The sequence below is a fragment of the Streptomyces sp. NPDC030991 genome, assembly GCF_055571235.1.
Window position 1 is genome coordinate 53,179 of sequence record NZ_JBVIFR010000016.1, and the last position, 15,597, is coordinate 68,775.

Here is a 15,597-nt window from a genome sequence, read left to right on the forward strand (position 1 = left end):
GACGTTCTTTACCAATCCGATAAACGGTATGACTCGTCCCGTTCAGCGGTCAGGACCGTCTCGGTGGTCAGATCAGCCGAGCCAGGGCGGCGTCCAGCGTTCGGCGCAGGCGCAGCGCGTCGGGCGCGACCGCGGTGACCAGCACGGCGGGCCCCGCCAAGGGGGTCAGCGCGGCGGTGCCGTCCGCGTCGAACACGGCGGCGGACGGCTGATCGTCCTCGAACTCCGGTCGTACGACGACGAGTTGGCCCAGGGCCCGGTGACCGGCCAGGACCGCGGGGCCGTCCCAGCCGCCGGGTGCGCCCGGACCGCAGGCGACCTCCTGGTCGAGCAGCGGGCGGCCCGCGCGATACAGCGTCAGTCGGCTGGAGAGCCGGCCCGGCTGCTCCCCCACGCGGCCGAGCACCTGTTCCTCGCGCAGCACGAGGCGGGCGCCCTCGGCGAGATCGGCGCGGGTGGTGACGCGCAGATCGCTGCCGTCCACCGAGATCAGCTGCTCGGGCAGCCAGTCGAGGCGGGCTCCGTCGGCGACGGTGAGGCGGACGTCGTAGCGGGCCTCGCCCTTGGCCTGTCCGGGCAGGGCGAGCGTGGCCGCGGCCGAACCGATCCGCAGCCGGGCCCCCGGCTCCACGCGCGCCTCGACGGTGAAGTGGTCGCCGCCGAGCGGGCCGCTCATGGCGCCGACGAGCATGACGGCGGCCTCCGGGCCGGTGGCCCGGACGCGTCGGAGCGCGACCGAACCCTCACTCTCCAGGACGGGCAGGGCGGTGCCGCCGCGGCCGTCGTCGCGCGCGGTGACACGGGCGGTGGAACGAACGCCCGCCCGCGCCTCGTCGGGGACGCTCACGCGGTCCATGCCGTGAACTGTGCCCGCACCCAGGAGGCGACCTCCCCGACCCCGGCATCGGAGCGCAACGACTGGAGCACGACGGGGAGTTCGGCCCGCGCCTGCTTCGCGTCGGCCGCCATCCGCGCCAGGTCGGAGCCGACGTACGGGGCCAGGTCGGTCTTGTTGATGACGAGCAGGTCGGCGGTGGTGACGCCGGGCCCGCCCTTGCGCGGGATGTCGTCGCCGCCCGCGACGTCGATGACGAAGATCTGCGCGTCGACGAGGCCCTTGGAGAAGGTCGCGGTGAGGTTGTCGCCGCCGGACTCGACGAGGATCAGGTCGAGCGGCCCGGCGCCGGTGGCCAGCTCGGTCTCCAGGTCCTCGACGGCTTCGAGGTTGGCGGAGATGTCGTCGCGGATCGCGGTGTGCGGGCAGGCGCCGGTCTCCACGGCGGTGATCCGCTCGGGCGGCAGCACGGCTTCGCGCAGCAGGAACTCGGCGTCCTCCCGCGTGTAGATGTCGTTGGTGACGACGGCGAGGGAGAGCTCGTCGCGCAGGGCGCGGCAGAGCGCGGCGACGGTGGCGGTCTTGCCGGATCCGACGGGCCCGCCGAGGCCGATGCGCAGGGCGCGGCGGGTGCCGTCGGGGCGGTGGGCGTCGGCGGAGACGGCGGCGGGGCCGTCGTGGCTGTGGTCGAGGTGCATGGTCTGCGGCTCCAGGTTCGTGAGCGGGGTGAGCCGGTGGGGCTCGGGAAAGGACCGGGTCCTACGACGCGAACAGCCGGACCGGCCAGGCGGCGTGCGCCTCCGCGGCGATCTCCAGCAGCGGCGCGGACCCGGCGGGCAGCGCGTCGGTCCCCTCGTCGACGGCGCGTCTCGCCGCGTCCACGGCGGCCCGCACGGCGAGGTCCAGTTCGGGCGCGAGCCGCGCGAGGGCCCGGGTCGCGTCGAACGGGTCGAGGCTCAGCAGGCGTACGACGGCGGTCGCGGGCCCGCTGACACCTTCGTACGCGGAGCAGTACGCGGCGTCCTCGGGTCCGAGTCCGGCCGCGCGGGCGGTGAGGCCGAGGACCACCGGCTGGTGCGCGCCCTTGGGGAACTGCCGCGCCAGGGCGTCGAGTTCGGGGTGGGGCCAGGTGGCGCGGGCGGCGCGCATCAGCTGTCGGCCGAGTTTGCGCGCGGTGCCGCGCAGGGCGGCGGAGGGTGTGCGGGCGTCGGCCGCCGCGTCGAGGGCGAGGGGGTCGACGCCGAGCGCCGCGGCGGCCGCGAGGGCGGCCGCGGTGGCGCCGCTGGTGTGCAGGCGGCCGCGGCAGAACTCCTCCAGGCTCGCCGCGTCGGTGACGCGGCCCGCCTTGACCGCGGCCTCCGCGCCGCCGGAGTGGGCGTGCCCGCCGGCGGGGAAGCGGCCGTCGGCGAGGACGAGCAGGGTCGCGCGTGTCATGGTGTGGCCGCTCAGAACAGGAAGTACCGCTGGGCGAGCGGCAGTTCGGCGGCGGGGGCGGGTTCGACGAGTTCGCCGTCGATGGTCACGGCGAACGAGTCGGGGGCGACCTCGACCCTCGGCAGGGCGTCGTTGTTCCGCATGTCGGCCTTGGTCCTGCCCCGGGTCGAGCGGATCGGGACGAACGTGCGCGCCAGGCCGAGCCGGTCCGGGAGACCGTCCTCCAGGGCCCATTCGCTGGTGAAGTTGAAGGAGTTGGCCGCGGGCGCCCTGCCGCGGGCGCCGAACATCGGGCGGGGCAGCACCGGCTGAGGGGTCGGGATGGAGGCGTTGGCGTCGCCCATCTGCGCGTACGCGATCTGCCCGCCCTTGATGACGACCTGCGGTTTCACGCCGAAGAACATGGGGTCCCACAGCACCAGGTCGGCGAGTTTGCCGGACTCGACGGAGCCCACCTCGTGCTCGATGCCCTGGGCGATCGCCGCGTTGATCGTGTACTTGGCGACATAGCGACGCGCGCGTTGGTTGTCGGCGCGGAGGTCGCCGGGCAGGAAGCCGCGGCGGCGCTTCATGACGTGCGCGGTCTGCCAGGTACGCATGATGACCTCGCCGATGCGGCCCATGGCCTGCGAGTCCGACGACATGATCGAGATGGCGCCCATGTCGTGCAGGATGTCCTCGGCCGCGATGGTGGTGGGCCGGATGCGGGACTCGGCGAAGGCGAGGTCCTCGGGGACCGCGGGATTGAGGTGGTGGCAGACCATCAGCATGTCGAGGTGTTCCTCGACGGTGTTGACGGTGTGCGGGCGGGTCGGGTTGGTGGAGCTCGGCAGCATGTTGGGGAGCTGCACGGCGGTGATCATGTCGGGCGCGTGGCCGCCGCCGGCGCCCTCGACGTGGAAGGCGTGCAGGGTCCGGCCGCCGACGGCGTCGAAGGTGTCCTGGACGAAACCGGCTTCGTTCAACGTGTCGGAGTGGATGGCGAGTTGGGCGCCGGACTCCTCGCACACGTCGAGGCAGGCGGAGATCACGGCCGGGGTGGCGCCCCAGTCCTCGTGGATCTTGAACCCGAGGACGCCCGCGCGCAGCTGGTCGCGCATGGACTCCTTCGACATGGTGTTGCCCTTGCCGAGGAACCCGATGTTGACGGGGCTGTCCTCCTTCGCCGCGAACATCCGGGCGAGGTGCCAGGAGCCGGGCGTGATGGTGGTCGCCTTGGAGCCCTCGGCCGGGCCCGTGCCGCCGCCGACGAGCGTCGTGACGCCCGAGGCGAGGGCCTCGTCGACGATGGTCGGCGAGATGAAGTGGATGTGGGTGTCGATGCCGCCCGCGGTGACGATCTTCCCGTTGCCCGCGAGGATCTCGGTCTCCGGGCCGATGACCAGGTCGGGGTGGACGCCGTCCATGGTGTCGGGGTTGCCGGACTTGCCGATCCCGGTGATCCGGCCGTCCCGGATGCCGATGTCGGCCTTGACGATGCCCCAGTGGTCGATGATCAGGGCGCCGGTGATGACGGTGTCGGGGGTGCCTTCCGCGCGCGTGGCCTGCGACTGGCCCATGGATTCGCGGATGACCTTGCCGCCGCCGAAGACGGACTCGTCGCCGGAGCGGCCGGGGCCGCCCGAGCGGTCCTCCTCGATCTCGACGAAGAGGTCGGTGTCGGCGAGGCGGACCCGGTCGCCGGTGGTGGGACCGAACAGGTCGGCGTAGGCGGCGCGGGACAGCTCAGGCATCGAGGGCACCTCGGGTCTCGCCGCGCAGGCCGGGGACGATCCGGTTGCCCGCGAGGGGCACGAGTCCGATCTCGACGGGGATGCCGGGCTCGAAGCGGACGGCCGTCCCGGCGGGGATGTCGAGCCGTCGGCCGCGGGTGGCGGCACGGTCGAATTCGAGGCCGGGGTTGGCCTCGACGAAGTGGTAGTGGGAGCCGACCTGGATGGGGCGGTCGGCGGCGTTGAGCACCGTCATACGTATGACGTCGCGGCCCTCGTTGTAGGCGACCGGCTCGTCGGCGAAGAGGATCTCTCCGGGAATCATGACTGCCGCCCCTGTCAGACGATCGGCTCGTGGACGGTGACGAGTTTGGTGCCGTCCGGGAAGGTCGCCTCGACCTGGACGTCGTGGATCATCTCGGGGATGCCCTCCATGACGTCGTCCCGGGTGAGCACCGCGCGCCCGGATGACATGAGTTCGGCGACGGTGCGGCCGTCGCGGGCGCCTTCGAGGACGTGCGAGGTGATCAGGGCGATCGCCTCGGGGTGGTTGAGCTTCAGACCCCGGGCCCGGCGTTTGTCGGCCACGTCGGCGGCCACATGGATGAGCAGTCTCTCCTGCTCGTGCGGGGTCAGTTGCACGCGTCCCACCTCACAGTCCTTCGCTCCGGACCGTGCGGGGCCCGGCTGCCGCGGCCACCGCGACGGGTATAGATGTAACACACAAGAAATGCGCATGGTCTTGCGCACCCTGGTTACCAAAACCCCTGGTGACGTGCGGCGCAGGCTAGTTGGGCGGAGTTTCAACGAGGTTAACCATCGCTTGACCGCCGCATTGCCGTCGGCTGACCTCGCCCATACCCATGAGGCCCGTGACGCGTCCGGGTCGGCGCCCGCGATGCGTCCGGGTCGGCACCCGCGTCGGTCAGGGCCGTCGGCTCAGCGGACTTCCGGGCCGCGGTGTTCCGCCGCGATGCCGAACCGCTGCCGTTCGCCCGGAGCGGACGCCACGGATCCGACGCGGGAGACGGAGGTGATCGCCGGCTGCCCGGCGTCCCCCGCGGCCTCGTTGAGCGCTTCGAGTCGTTCCAGGTCAGCGGCCGAGACCAGGGCGACGAGCGGCTTGCCGTGCCGGGTGACGACGACGCGCTCCCCGCCGTACACCACGCGGTTGATCAGATCGGCGAACTCAGCCCTGGCTTGCGTCACCGGAATCTCGTAGGCCATGCTCCCCATCGTACGTCATGTACGTCCTGTACATTTTTTACAGCGACGGCTTCCGGGCAGCCCGGGGGCCGTGACGAGCACAGGAGGCGCGAGCACCATGACCCGTCCGTCCGGCCGCTATGTCCTGCCCGAGTTCACCGAGCGCACGGCATCGGGGCACCGCACGCTCGATCCGTACGCGAAGCTGCTCGAGGAGCGCATCGTCTTTCTCGGGACCCCGATCGACGACACGTCCGCCAACGATGTGATGGCGCAGTTCATGCACCTCGAATACACGGCGCCCGACCAGGACATCTCGCTGTACATCAACTCGCCCGGCGGCTCGTTCAGTGCGATGACGGCGATCTACGACACGGTGCAGTACGTCAGTTGCGCGGTGGAGACGACCTGTCTGGGGCAGGCCGCGTCCGTCGCCGCGGTGCTGTTGGCCGCCGGAGCACCGGGGAAGCGGATGATGCTGCCCGGCGCGCGCGTGGTGCTCGACCAGCCCGCGCTGCCCGAACCGGCCCGGGGCCAGCCCACCGATCTGGAGATCCAGGCGCGCGAGATCGTGCGGACGCGCGAGCGGTTGGAGGAGTTGCTCGCGCGCCATTCGGGGCGGGAGAAGGAGCAGGTCGGCCGGGACATCGAGCGGGACATGGTGCTGGACGCGCACCAGGCCCTTGCGTACGGCCTGGTGGACGCCGTCGTGCGGAGCCGCAAGAGCGCGCTCGGCGCGCAGGGTGCGAGGTGACCGGCCGGTGTACCCGTCCGAACTGCCGCCGCTGCCCGCGCTGACCCGGGCCGAGTGCGACCTCGTGGACAGCTATCTGGCGGTGGTCGATTCGCTGGCGCGGATCAATCCGGCGCGCGGCGACGACACCTATCGGGGGCTGCGGGCGGCGCAGGCGCTGGTCGGCCGGGCGGTGGCGCTGCGGGACGCGCTGGAGCTGATGCACCGGCGGGGCGAGAGCGAGGTGCACGCGGCAACCCTGACACGCGCGTTGCGCGTCCTTGACGGCGAGAAACGAACACAGAGGGTCGCTCTGCCGCCAGAAACGGTCAGTTGATGCCACAGCTCGGGCGGACTGTCTGCCGTCGCGCCGAAACGGTCCAGATGGTGTACCGCCGAATGGCGTAGACAGTGCTACAGAATCCAGTCGGTCGCAGTTGCGCTCCGACGGTACGCAGAGACCGGAACAAGCCGTTCCGCCGCTGGTACGAGCGTGGTCGGGGGTCGCGGACGGGGTTCGAATGCCGCACTGTCCACCTGAACGGGTCAAGCGTGAGGAGCCTCACTTACCGCCGGTTCGACTCGGCTTCGCCTCCACAAGTGCGTGAAGATCCCTTCCGACGACAAGCCCCCGCCGCCGCGGCGGGGCGGTCCGTGCGGACGCCGAGTCCTGCCGCCGCGCGGATGCCAGGTCGACAGAAGTGCACCGGCAGGAGTGGAGGACCCAGGCACGACGGGCCGCCGGCCCATCTCGACGGAGGTGGCGTCCGAGTGGTCCTTGGGGTGAAGCCGCAGACCGCGGCCGGGCATCTTCGCCTGCCCGAACCCGACAGGTCACCCTTCACAGGCGGCTGACGAAGGGTTGCGCATGACTGCGCTCAATCGTGTTCCCTCGCTGCTGACCCGGGCGGGTACCGCGTCGGCCCTGACGCTGGCCGTCGCCGGTGCCGGAATCATGGTTCCCGGTACCGCGTCCGAGGCGTCGGCCGTGGCGGTCTCGACCAAGGCTCTGAAGGTCGCGGCCTCCAAGAAGGGAGCGCCGTACAAGTGGGGCGCCTCGGGGCCGCACCGGTTCGACTGCTCGGGCCTGACGCTCTACTCGTTCAAGCGGGCGGGCAAGAAGCTGCCGCGCACCGCCGGTCAGCAGTACAACAAGACCCGCCACGTCGCCCCGTCCCATCGCAGGACCGGGGACCTGGTCTTCTTCCACTCGGGCCGGAGCGTCTACCACGTGGGCATCTACGCGGGGAAGGGGCGGATCTGGCACTCCCCGAAGACCGGGGACGTGGTGCGGCTGCAGAAGATCTGGACGCGGAGCGTCTGGTACGGCCGGGTGCGCTGACCCCGCCGCACGGCAGCCTCTGGGACGGGCCGGGCGCCAGGCCCGTCCCCACGCGCGCTCGCGCAGGGCTCCGGTGCCTCCGGGGGCATTCGGCGCGCTCCGGCGTGCCCGGTGGTTCCGGGATCGCGGCCCGGTGCCGTCAGCGGGCGGGCAGGGGGCGGGTGGGGCCGTCGTTCATGCTGATGATCCAGGGCAGGGAGATCCACACGGTCTTCCCGCCCTCCGGCGTGGGTGACACCGAGAGCCTTCCGCCGCACTCCGCGGTGAGGGAGCGGATGATCACCATGCCGCGGCCGTTGTCCTGCTGCACGGCGGCGGGCAGGCGCTTGGGGTAGCGCGGATGACTGTCCGTGACGCCGATCCGCAACTGTTCGTCGCGTTCGAGTTCCAGGTCGACGGTGAAGGTGGGCGACTGGCCCAGGGTGTGCTGCACGGCGTTGGTCGCCAGTTCCGAGACGATCAGGCGCACGATGTCCGCCGCGTCGGAGTCCCGCGGCATGCCCCACTCCGCCAGTACGTTGCTCACGTACCCGCGGGCGGCGGAGACCGAGGCGGGATCGCTCGGCAGCGTGACGGATGCTTCCTGGTGGTCTGCCATGGCGACGTCGTCCCTTTCCCACCGGGACCGCGCCTGCGACTCTGGCGGTTCGCTGGCGTGCGGCCTCCGACTTCTGCTTCGCGACAGAGTGCCACTTGGTTGCCCTCCCGCGGTGCCGATCCCCCAAGATATGCATATATCTGTCGCTCGAAGCGGTGAACTCTGCGACGGTAGACCGTATTTGGGCGAGCGCTCGCCGGTTCCTCTACCGTCTGCTCAGCGGCCATGTGGCACGGGTCGGGGAGAGCCCGGCCGCGAGGCCCGAGGAGCGTTGAGGAGTCGGCATGAAGTACGGTCCCGCTGTCCGCCGTCGCAAACTCGGCGCGGAGCTACGCGCGTTACGGGTGCAGGCCGGGCTGACCAGTGGGGAGGCCGCCAAGCTGGTCGGCTGGCACCAGTCGAAGGTGAGCCGGATCGAGACAGGGCGCAGTGGTGTGAAGGCGTCGGACGTGCTGCGCCTGCTCGACGCGTTCGAGACGGAGAATCCGCGCCAGCGCGAACTCGTGGTCGCGCTTGCGGGTGCCGAGGATGCGGGCGGGCAGCACTGGTGGCACGCCTATCGGGGGCTGCTGCCGCCGTCCTACCGCGATTTCATCAGTCTGGAGTCGCAGGCGTGCCGCATCCGGACGCTGGAGACGAGCGTGGTCCCGGGGCTGTTGCAGACGCCCGAGTACGCGCGGGCGGTGACGCGTTCGGTGCTGACGGGGATGCCCGAGCGGCACATCGAGGCCTTGGTGGAGGTGCGGCTCGCGCGGCAGGACGTGTTGCGGGCGCAACCGCCGCTGCGACTGAGCGCGGTGCTCGACGAAGGGGTGCTGCGGCGCGAAGTGGGCGGATCCGGCATCCTGCGGCGACAGCTTGCACATCTGGCCGAGGCGGCGCAGATGCCACATGTCCGAATTCAGGTGCTCCCTTTTTCGACAGGTGGCCATATCGGCCTCACCGGCCCTTTCGTTGTGTTCTCATTTCCGAACACATCTGATCTGGACGTGGTTGTTCTCGACCATTTGACGAGTAGCCTCTACCTCGAGCGGAAAGAAGACCTCACGGCGTACACGGACGCCTTCGATGCTCTTCTCCTCCGCGCTCTGTCACCCGAGGACTCGTTGGAATTCATCGCACAGATCGCCGGATAGCCGAGCGGACGAGGACGCCGACACCTCGCCCCGGGCCCGGCACTGCGTAAGGGGGCACCATGAATGCACTGCCTCGGCACGTTCCTTCCGTTCCCTCCAGCTCGTCGCTGAGCGGCGCGCGGTGGCGGCGCAGCAGCCGCAGCACCGGCGCCAACAACTGCGTCGAGACAGCCCCCCTGACCTCGGGGCCCGCGACCGGACTGGTGGGCGTCCGCGACTCGAAGAACACCGCGGGGCCCGCCCTGCTGTTCGCGGCCCCGGCCTGGGAGGAGTTCGTCACCTCACTGCGCTGAACGCTCCGCCGGGAGCCGTGCGGCTGATCACCCGCACGGCCTCGCCGAGTTCCGTGTCGGTGAGGTCGGCGCGGGCGGTCAGCCGCAGTCGCGAGATGCCGTCCGGCACGGACGGCGGGCGGAAGCAGCCCACGGAGAGACCCGCCGCGCGACAGTCCGCGGCCCAGCGCACCGCCTCGTCGGGCGAGGGCGCCCGCACCGAGACCACCGCGGCGTCCGGCCGTACCGCCGACAGGCCCGCCTCGGTGAGCAGTTGATACAGCGTCGTCGCGACCTCGCGGGCCCGGTCCGCGCGCCACGGTTCGCCGCGCAGCAGCCGCAGGGCGGCCAGTGCCGCGCCGACCGCCGCCGGAGCCAGCCCCGTATCGAAGATGAACGTACGGGCCGTGTTGACGAGATGGTCGATGACATGGGCCGGTCCGAGGACGGCGCCGCCCTGGCTGCCGAAGGACTTGGAGAGCGTGACCGTGACCACCGTGTCCGGCGCACCGGCCAGGCCCGCCGCGTGCGGGGCGCCGCGGCCGCCGGCGCCTAGCACGCCCAGACCGTGCGCGTCGTCGACGAGCAGACCGGCCCCGAACTCCCGGCAGATGGCGGCAAGTTCACCGAGGGGCGCCCGGTCCCCGTCGACGGAGAAGACGGTGTCCGAGACGACGACGGCGGGCCCCTCGTGGGCGCCGAGGGTCTTGCGGACGGCGGCGGGGTCGGCGTGCGGCACGACCTGGGTGGTGCCGCGGGCCAGGCGGCAGCCGTCGATGAGGGAGGCGTGGTTGGCCGCGTCCGAGACGATCAGCGAGCCGTGCGGGGCGAGCGCGGTGACGGCGGCCAGGTTCGCGGCGTAACCGGAGGACAGCACGAGTGCGGCCTCGAAGCCGCAGAACTTCGCCAGTTCGCGCTCCAGGCGGGCGTGCAGTTCGGTGCTGCCGGTCACCAGCCGGGAGCCGGTCGCCCCGCCGCCCCAGCGGCGCGCGGCCTCGGCGGCGCCCTCGACGACCTCGGGGTGGCGGGCCAGACCCAGGTAGTCGTTGCTCGCGAGATCGAGCAGTGGGGAGTCGGCCGGGCGGGGGCGCAGCGTGCGGACGAGCCCGGCGGCTTCACGGGTGCGGCGCTGCTCGTCGAGCCAGCCGAACGCGCGGGTGGAGGCTGTGGCCATGACTCCCTCTGTTTGTAGGTAACGCACAGACCCTAGTCGCGCCGCCACCAGGTCAGGGTGTGGTAATACCCACACGTCGAACGCGGTCCTTTGTACGAAGTCTCCTTTCGCGGGGGCGGCTCGATAGGCGAGGATCTGACGCCATGGACCTGCTGAACACGCTGGTGGACAAGGGGCTGCGGCGCGAACTGCCGAGCCGTGAAGAGGCGCTCGCCGTGCTGGCGACGTCGGACGACGACCTGCTCGACGTGGTGGCGGCGGCCGGCAAGGTGCGCCGCACCTGGTTCGGGCGCCGGGTGAAGCTCAACTACCTGGTGAACCTCAAGTCGGGGCTCTGCCCGGAGGACTGCTCGTACTGTTCGCAGCGCCTGGGCTCGAAGGCGGAGATCCTCAAGTACACGTGGCTCAAGCCCGACGAGGCGTCCAAGGCGGCCGCCGCGGGGGTCGCGGGCGGCGCCAAGCGGGTCTGTCTGGTGGCGAGCGGGCGCGGCCCGACGGACAAGGACGTGGACCGGGTCGCGAGGACGATCGACGCGATCAAGTCCGAGAACGAGGACGTCGAGGTGTGCGCCTGCCTCGGCCTGCTCTCCGACGGCCAGGCCGAACGGCTGCGCGGGGCGGGTGCGGACGCCTACAACCACAACCTGAACACGTCCGAGGCGACCTACGGCTCCATCACGACGACGCACACCTATGCGGACCGGGTCGACACCGTACAGAAGGCGCACGCGGCGGGTCTTTCGGCCTGTTCGGGGCTGATCGCGGGGATGGGCGAGAGCGACGAGGACCTCGTCGACGTGGTGTTCGGGCTGCGTGCGCTGGACCCGGACTCGGTGCCGGTGAACTTCCTCATCCCCTTCGAGGGGACGCCGCTGGCCAAGGAGTGGCATCTGACGCCCCAGCACTGCCTGCGCATTCTGGCCATGGTCCGCTTCGTCTGCCCGGACGTGGAGGTGCGGATCGCGGGCGGGCGCGAGGTGCATCTGCGCTCCATGCAGCCGTTGGCCCTGCACATCGCCAACTCCATCTTCCTGGGTGACTACTTGACCAGTGAGGGCCAGGCGGGCCGGGCGGACCTGGAGATGATCGCGGACGCCGGGTTCGAGGTGGAGGGCGCCGACGAGGTGACGCTGCCCGAGCACCGGGGCGGTGGCTGCGGTTCGGTGTGTGCCACCGACTCGGCGGACGCCCCGGCCGAGGCCGCGCGGACGCGTGCCGATCTGGTGGCCGTACGTCGCCGGGGTGCGGGGACGGACGTCGCGCCCAATGCCTGACGCGCGCGTGGAGGAGCTGTTGGCCCTCGACCGGCAGCACGTCTGGCACCCGTACGGCCCCATGCCGGGTCGGCAGCGGCCCCTGGTCGTCGAGTCGGCGGCCGGGGTGCGGCTGCGGGTCGCCGGGCACGGCGAGCTGGTGGACGGCATGTCGTCGTGGTGGTCGGCGATCCACGGGTACAACCACCCGGTGCTCAACGACGCGACGCGCGGGCAGTTGGAGCGGATGAGCCATGTCATGTTCGGCGGGCTCACGCACGAGCCCGCCGTCCGGCTCGCGGAACGTCTTGTCGACATGTCGCCCGAGGGTCTCGAGCATGTGTTCCTCGCCGACTCGGGGTCGGTGTCGGTGGAGGTCGCCCTCAAGATGTGCCTGCAGTACTGGCGCTCGCTCGGCAGGCCCGAGAAGCGCCGGCTGCTGACCTGGCGGGGCGGCTACCACGGTGACACCTGGCAGCCGATGTCCGTGTGCGACCCGGAGGGCGGGATGCACGGGCTGTGGGCGGGGGTCCTGCCGGAGCAGATCTTCGCGGACGCACCGCCGAGCGCGTACGAGGAGACGTACGCGGAGCGGTTGCGGGAGCTGATCGGGCGGCACGCGCACGAGCTGGCGGCGGTCGTCGTGGAGCCGGTGGTGCAGGGCGCGGGCGGGATGCGGTTCCACTCTCCCACGTATCTGCGGGTGCTGCGGGAGGCGTGCGACGCGCACGACGTGCTGCTCGTGTTCGACGAGATCGCGACCGGGTTCGGGCGGACGGGGGCCCTGTTCGCGGCCGAGCACGCGGCGGTGACACCGGATGTGATGTGCGTCGGCAAGGCGTTGACCGGCGGCTATCTGACGCTGGCGGCGACGCTCTGCACGGCGCGGGTCGCCGACGGGATCTCGCGGGGCGAGGTGCCGGTGCTCGCGCACGGGCCGACGTTCATGGGCAATCCGCTGGCCGCGGCGGTGGCCTGCGCGTCGATCGACCTGCTGCTCGGCCAGGACTGGCGGGCGGAGGTCAAACGGATCGAGAGCGGACTGCGTGACGCGCTGTCGGAGGCCGTGGAGCTGCCGGGGGTCCGTGAGGTACGGGTCTTCGGCGCCATCGGCGTCGTGCAGCTGGACCACGAGGTGGACATGGCGGCGGCGACCCGGGCGGCGGTCGCCGAGGGGGTCTGGCTGCGGCCGTTCCGGGACCTCGTCTACACGATGCCGCCGTACATCACCGGCGACGATGATCTGGCACGGATCGGGCGCGCGGTGTGCGCGGCCGCGCGGGAGGGATGAGCGGGTATGACGCGTGCGACGGTGCTGGTGGTCACCGGGACCGGGACCGAGATCGGCAAGACGGTGACGACGGCCGCGGTGGCCGCCGCCGCGGTGCGGGCCGGGCGGTCGGTGGCCGTGCTCAAGCCCGCGCAGACCGGCCTCGCGCCCGGCGAGCCGGGGGACGCCGACGAGGTGGTGCGGCTCGCGGGCGGCGCGGTGACACCGGTGGAGCTGGGCCGGTACCCGGAGCCGCTGGCGCCGGGGACGGCCGCGGCGCGGGCCGGGCTCGCGCCGGTGCGTCCCGCTGATGTCGCCGAAGCGGCGGGGAAGTTGGCCGCGTCGCACGATCTGGTACTGGTCGAGGGCGCGGGCGGGCTGCTGGTCCACTTCGACGAGGAGGGCGCGACGCTGGCCGACGCGGCGCGGCTGCTCGGGGCGCCCGTCCTGGTGGTCGCGCGGGCGGGCCTCGGCACGTTGAACTCCGTGCAGCTGACGGCCGAGGCGCTGCGTGCCCGGGGCCTCGTGCAGGCGGGTGTCGTCATCGGGAGCTGGCCGCGGGAGCCGGGGCTCGCGGAGCGCTGCAACGTCGGGGACCTGCCCCGGGTGGCGGGTGCCCCGCTGGTGGGGGCGGTGCCGGCGGGGGCCGGGGGGCTGGACGTGGCCGCGTTCCGGTCGCGGGCCCCGGGGTGGCTCGGTCCGGAGCTGGGTGGGGTGTGGGACGGGGAGGAGTTCGCGCGGCGGGCCGGCTGACGCCGCCGCAGGGGCGCGGGGGCGGTCGGACGGCTCGGCGGGGTGCGACGGGGAAGGGCCGGGCGGGCGTCCCGGCGCCCCCGTGGGCCCGGTGGTCGCGGTGGGGCGGGGGCGCTCACGGACCCGGTACCGCGCCGCGCGAATCCGTTCAGCGCGGCCGCGCGGGGGAAGAATCCGCGTGACCAGTCGGACCGGCCCCAGGAGGGTCCCATGATGGACCGGCATTCGTCCCCGGCGAAGAAGGCGACGCGGCGGGCACCGTACGACGTGGTGAGTCATCCGCTGTTCGCCCGGTACTACGCCCGGTTCAGTCAACGGGCCGAGCCGTCGATGGCGCCGGTGCGCGGTGAGTTGCTCGGCGGTCTCTCGGGGCGGGTCATCGAGGTCGGCGCGGGCAACGGGCTGAACTTCGCGCACTACCCGCGCACCGTCTCCGAGGTCGTCGCCATCGAACCCGAGCGTGTGCTGCGGCAGTTGGCGGTGGAGGCGGCGCAGCGCGCGGAGGTGCCGGTGGATGTCGTACCGGGCGCGGCGGAGGCGCTGCCGGTGAAGAGCGAGGGGTACGACGCGGTCGTGCTCTCCATCGTGCTGTGCAGCGTGCGCGACGTGGCCCGGGCGCTGGCCGAGGTGCGCCGGGTGGTGCGGCCCGGCGGCGAGGTGCGGTTCTTCGAGCATGTACGAGCACCGGGGCGCGGCATGCGGGGCGTGCAGACGGCGCTGGACCGGACGGTGTGGCCGCGGCTGTTCGGGGGGTGTCACGTGGGGCGGGACACACTGGGTGCGCTGCGGGACGCCGGCTTCGAACTGGGCCCGTACCGCGAGCTGTTGTTGCCGGAGCGGGGGCCTCGGCTGCCCACGTCGTACTGCGTGCTGGGGGTGGCGCGACGGCCGGAGCTCAGCGACGCGGGTCCCTCGCGCGACCCCGCACCATGATCCTCACGTCCACGCCCCCGACCCTGTCCGGCCTGCGTGCATCGGACGTACAGGCCGCGCCGATGTCGCGGGTACCGCGGGACCGGCCGCCGCGGGCTATGGTCGTACCCGACACGCTGCACAACTGGCTTACGTTGTAAGGGAGTTGGAGTGGGGGATGCGGACGTGGTCACGGATGTGGTCGCCGCGCGGGCCAGGGGCCTGACCAAGGCGTACGGCTCCGGTGAGACCCAGGTGCTCGCGCTCGACGCGGTGGACGTGGACATCGCGCGAAGCCGCTTCACGGCGGTGATGGGCCCTTCGGGGTCGGGCAAGTCCACGCTGATGCACTGCCTGGCGGGACTGGACACCGTCTCGGCGGGACAGGTGTGGCTCGGCGACACGGAGATCACGGGGCTCAAGGACCGTGAGCTGACCCGGCTGCGGCGCGACCGCGTCGGGTTCATGTTCCAGTCCTTCAACCTCATCCCCACGCTGAACGCGGCGGAGAACATCACGCTGCCGATGGACATCGCGGGCAAGACGCCGGACCCGAAGTGGCTGGACCAGGTCATCGACACGCTCGGGCTCCGGGACCGGCTGAAGCACCGGCCGGCGCAGTTGTCCGGCGGGCAGCAGCAGCGGGTGGCGTGCGCGCGGGCCCTCGCGGCCCGGCCCGAGCTGATCTTCGCGGACGAGCCGACGGGGAACCTGGACTCGCGGGCGGGTCTCGAGGTGCTCGGGTTCCTGCGCGAGGCGGTCGACGGGCTCGGGCAGAGCGTGGTGATGGTGACCCACGACCCGGGCGCCGCCGCCCACGCCGACCTGGTGCTCTTCCTCGGTGACGGCCGGCTCGTGGACGAGATGAGCGCGCCGACGCCGGAGTCGGTCCTCGAGCGGATGAAGCGGTTCGACGTCTCCGCCGCCCGGGGCGCGCCGACCGGCCGGCCCGGCTCGGGGCAGTAGC

General features: G+C 72.1%; 19 protein-coding genes and 1 riboswitch. Of the genes, 10 read left to right on the top strand and 9 right to left on the bottom strand.

What is annotated here, in order from left to right; translation table 11 throughout:
* Nucleotides 1–67 precede the first annotated feature (67 nt).
* From ACZ45E_RS27375 to ACZ45E_RS27405, 7 genes are all read right to left on the bottom strand, one after another.
* Nucleotides 68–856 (bottom strand): urease accessory protein UreD, encoded by a 789-nt coding sequence (locus ACZ45E_RS27375; protein ID WP_468225218.1) that lies wholly within the window; start codon nt 854–856, stop codon nt 68–70.
* A complete protein-coding gene (gene ureG / locus ACZ45E_RS27380; RefSeq protein ID WP_468225219.1) occupies nt 844–1,533 on the bottom strand; it encodes an urease accessory protein UreG in 690 nt (229 codons plus the stop codon). The genes ACZ45E_RS27375 and ureG overlap by 13 nt, the downstream gene beginning before the upstream one ends.
* Nucleotides 1,534–1,594: 61 nt before the next feature.
* A complete protein-coding gene (locus tag ACZ45E_RS27385; protein ID WP_468225222.1) occupies nt 1,595–2,269 on the bottom strand; it encodes an urease accessory protein UreF in 675 nt (224 codons plus the stop codon).
* Nucleotides 2,270–2,280: 11 nt separating this feature from the next.
* Nucleotides 2,281–4,002 carry an urease subunit alpha gene (locus tag ACZ45E_RS27390; protein WP_468225223.1) on the bottom strand — a complete coding sequence of 574 codons (1,722 nt, stop codon included), beginning with the start codon at nt 4,000–4,002 and terminating at the stop codon, nt 2,281–2,283.
* Nucleotides 3,995–4,306, bottom strand: coding sequence for an urease subunit beta (locus ACZ45E_RS27395; RefSeq protein WP_468225226.1), 312 nt, complete (start codon nt 4,304–4,306; stop codon nt 3,995–3,997). Before ACZ45E_RS27395 ends, ACZ45E_RS27390 begins: the two co-directional genes overlap by 8 nt.
* A gap of 14 nt (nt 4,307–4,320) precedes the next feature.
* Nucleotides 4,321–4,623 (bottom strand): urease subunit gamma, encoded by a 303-nt coding sequence (locus ACZ45E_RS27400; protein ID WP_468225538.1) that lies wholly within the window; start codon nt 4,621–4,623, stop codon nt 4,321–4,323.
* 297 nt (nt 4,624–4,920) lie between these two features.
* Entirely contained in the window at nt 4,921–5,208 is a 288-nt protein-coding gene (locus tag ACZ45E_RS27405; protein WP_468225228.1) for a type II toxin-antitoxin system Phd/YefM family antitoxin, read from the bottom strand.
* A 97-nt stretch (nt 5,209–5,305) separates the two neighbouring features.
* On the opposite strand from ACZ45E_RS27405, the gene ACZ45E_RS27410 reads away from it, so the two are divergent.
* The 3 genes from ACZ45E_RS27410 to ACZ45E_RS27420 all read left to right on the top strand — a co-directional run bounded on the left by ACZ45E_RS27410 (nt 5,306) and on the right by ACZ45E_RS27420 (nt 7,262).
* Complete coding sequence (locus ACZ45E_RS27410; RefSeq protein ID WP_468225231.1) at nt 5,306–5,941, top strand: ATP-dependent Clp protease proteolytic subunit; 636 nt, start codon at nt 5,306–5,308, stop codon at nt 5,939–5,941.
* Between the two features lie 7 nt (nt 5,942–5,948).
* Nucleotides 5,949–6,257 carry a hypothetical protein gene (locus ACZ45E_RS27415; protein ID WP_468225234.1) on the top strand — a complete coding sequence of 103 codons (309 nt, stop codon included), beginning with the start codon at nt 5,949–5,951 and terminating at the stop codon, nt 6,255–6,257.
* 396 nt (nt 6,258–6,653) lie between these two features.
* Nucleotides 6,654–6,785, top strand: a riboswitch (cyclic di-AMP (ydaO/yuaA leader).
* Nucleotides 6,786–6,788: 3 nt separating this feature from the next.
* Entirely contained in the window at nt 6,789–7,262 is a 474-nt protein-coding gene (locus ACZ45E_RS27420; RefSeq protein WP_468225237.1) for a C40 family peptidase, read from the top strand.
* A gap of 139 nt (nt 7,263–7,401) precedes the next feature.
* Here ACZ45E_RS27420 and ACZ45E_RS27425 read toward each other — a convergent pair whose 3' ends face one another.
* Nucleotides 7,402–7,860 (bottom strand): ATP-binding protein, encoded by a 459-nt coding sequence (locus tag ACZ45E_RS27425; protein ID WP_468225239.1) that lies wholly within the window; start codon nt 7,858–7,860, stop codon nt 7,402–7,404.
* A 284-nt stretch (nt 7,861–8,144) separates the two neighbouring features.
* On the opposite strand from ACZ45E_RS27425, the gene ACZ45E_RS27430 reads away from it, so the two are divergent.
* Nucleotides 8,145–8,996 carry a helix-turn-helix domain-containing protein gene (locus ACZ45E_RS27430; protein WP_468225242.1) on the top strand — a complete coding sequence of 284 codons (852 nt, stop codon included), beginning with the start codon at nt 8,145–8,147 and terminating at the stop codon, nt 8,994–8,996.
* A gap of 59 nt (nt 8,997–9,055) precedes the next feature.
* A complete protein-coding gene (locus ACZ45E_RS27435; RefSeq protein ID WP_468225245.1) occupies nt 9,056–9,289 on the top strand; it encodes a DUF397 domain-containing protein in 234 nt (77 codons plus the stop codon).
* On the opposite strand, the gene ACZ45E_RS27440 is transcribed toward ACZ45E_RS27435, so the two are convergent.
* The gene (locus tag ACZ45E_RS27440) at nt 9,273–10,442 is read right to left on the bottom strand and encodes an 8-amino-7-oxononanoate synthase (RefSeq protein WP_468225248.1); all 1,170 of its coding nucleotides are present in this window, start codon (nt 10,440–10,442) and stop codon (nt 9,273–9,275) included. The genes ACZ45E_RS27435 and ACZ45E_RS27440 overlap by 17 nt on opposite strands.
* Before the next feature lie 143 nt (nt 10,443–10,585).
* Between ACZ45E_RS27440 and bioB the strand changes: the two genes are divergently transcribed.
* From bioB to ACZ45E_RS27465, 5 genes are all read left to right on the top strand, one after another.
* On the top strand, nt 10,586–11,716 hold the full coding sequence (bioB, locus tag ACZ45E_RS27445) for a biotin synthase BioB (RefSeq protein WP_468225250.1): 1,131 nt from the start codon (nt 10,586–10,588) through the stop codon (nt 11,714–11,716).
* Nucleotides 11,709–12,986: an adenosylmethionine--8-amino-7-oxononanoate transaminase gene (locus ACZ45E_RS27450; RefSeq protein ID WP_468225251.1), complete on the top strand. Its 1,278-nt coding sequence runs from the start codon at nt 11,709–11,711 to the stop codon at nt 12,984–12,986. Before bioB ends, ACZ45E_RS27450 begins: the two co-directional genes overlap by 8 nt.
* A 6-nt stretch (nt 12,987–12,992) precedes the next feature.
* On the top strand, nt 12,993–13,718 hold the full coding sequence (bioD, locus tag ACZ45E_RS27455) for a dethiobiotin synthase (RefSeq protein ID WP_468225254.1): 726 nt from the start codon (nt 12,993–12,995) through the stop codon (nt 13,716–13,718).
* Between the two features lie 213 nt (nt 13,719–13,931).
* Nucleotides 13,932–14,651, top strand: a complete 720-nt coding sequence (locus ACZ45E_RS27460; RefSeq protein ID WP_468225541.1) for a class I SAM-dependent methyltransferase — start codon at nt 13,932–13,934, stop codon at nt 14,649–14,651.
* A gap of 150 nt (nt 14,652–14,801) precedes the next feature.
* Nucleotides 14,802–15,596, top strand: coding sequence for an ABC transporter ATP-binding protein (locus tag ACZ45E_RS27465; protein ID WP_468225257.1), 795 nt, complete (start codon nt 14,802–14,804; stop codon nt 15,594–15,596).
* Nucleotide 15,597: the final 1 nt, after the last annotated feature.

What these genes read in the sequence shown, in the direction of transcription:
- ACZ45E_RS27375 (WP_468225218.1), bottom strand. Translation starts at nt 856, where the DNA reads ATGGACCGCGTGAGCGTCCCCGACGAGGCGCGGGCGGGCGTTCGTTCC.
- ureG (WP_468225219.1), bottom strand. Translation starts at nt 1,533, where the DNA reads ATGCACCTCGACCACAGCCACGACGGCCCCGCCGCCGTCTCCGCCGAC.
- ACZ45E_RS27385 (WP_468225222.1), bottom strand. Translation starts at nt 2,269, where the DNA reads ATGACACGCGCGACCCTGCTCGTCCTCGCCGACGGCCGCTTCCCCGCC.
- ACZ45E_RS27390 (WP_468225223.1), bottom strand. Translation starts at nt 4,002, where the DNA reads ATGCCTGAGCTGTCCCGCGCCGCCTACGCCGACCTGTTCGGTCCCACC.
- ACZ45E_RS27395 (WP_468225226.1), bottom strand. Translation starts at nt 4,306, where the DNA reads ATGATTCCCGGAGAGATCCTCTTCGCCGACGAGCCGGTCGCCTACAAC.
- ACZ45E_RS27405 (WP_468225228.1), bottom strand. Translation starts at nt 5,208, where the DNA reads ATGGCCTACGAGATTCCGGTGACGCAAGCCAGGGCTGAGTTCGCCGAT.
- ACZ45E_RS27410 (WP_468225231.1), top strand. Translation starts at nt 5,306, where the DNA reads ATGACCCGTCCGTCCGGCCGCTATGTCCTGCCCGAGTTCACCGAGCGC.
- ACZ45E_RS27420 (WP_468225237.1), top strand. Translation starts at nt 6,789, where the DNA reads ATGACTGCGCTCAATCGTGTTCCCTCGCTGCTGACCCGGGCGGGTACC.
- ACZ45E_RS27425 (WP_468225239.1), bottom strand. Translation starts at nt 7,860, where the DNA reads ATGGCAGACCACCAGGAAGCATCCGTCACGCTGCCGAGCGATCCCGCC.
- ACZ45E_RS27430 (WP_468225242.1), top strand. Translation starts at nt 8,145, where the DNA reads ATGAAGTACGGTCCCGCTGTCCGCCGTCGCAAACTCGGCGCGGAGCTA.
- ACZ45E_RS27435 (WP_468225245.1), top strand. Translation starts at nt 9,056, where the DNA reads ATGAATGCACTGCCTCGGCACGTTCCTTCCGTTCCCTCCAGCTCGTCG.
- ACZ45E_RS27440 (WP_468225248.1), bottom strand. Translation starts at nt 10,442, where the DNA reads ATGGCCACAGCCTCCACCCGCGCGTTCGGCTGGCTCGACGAGCAGCGC.
- bioB (WP_468225250.1), top strand. Translation starts at nt 10,586, where the DNA reads ATGGACCTGCTGAACACGCTGGTGGACAAGGGGCTGCGGCGCGAACTG.
- ACZ45E_RS27450 (WP_468225251.1), top strand. Translation starts at nt 11,709, where the DNA reads ATGCCTGACGCGCGCGTGGAGGAGCTGTTGGCCCTCGACCGGCAGCAC.
- bioD (WP_468225254.1), top strand. Translation starts at nt 12,993, where the DNA reads ATGACGCGTGCGACGGTGCTGGTGGTCACCGGGACCGGGACCGAGATC.
- ACZ45E_RS27460 (WP_468225541.1), top strand. Translation starts at nt 13,932, where the DNA reads ATGGACCGGCATTCGTCCCCGGCGAAGAAGGCGACGCGGCGGGCACCG.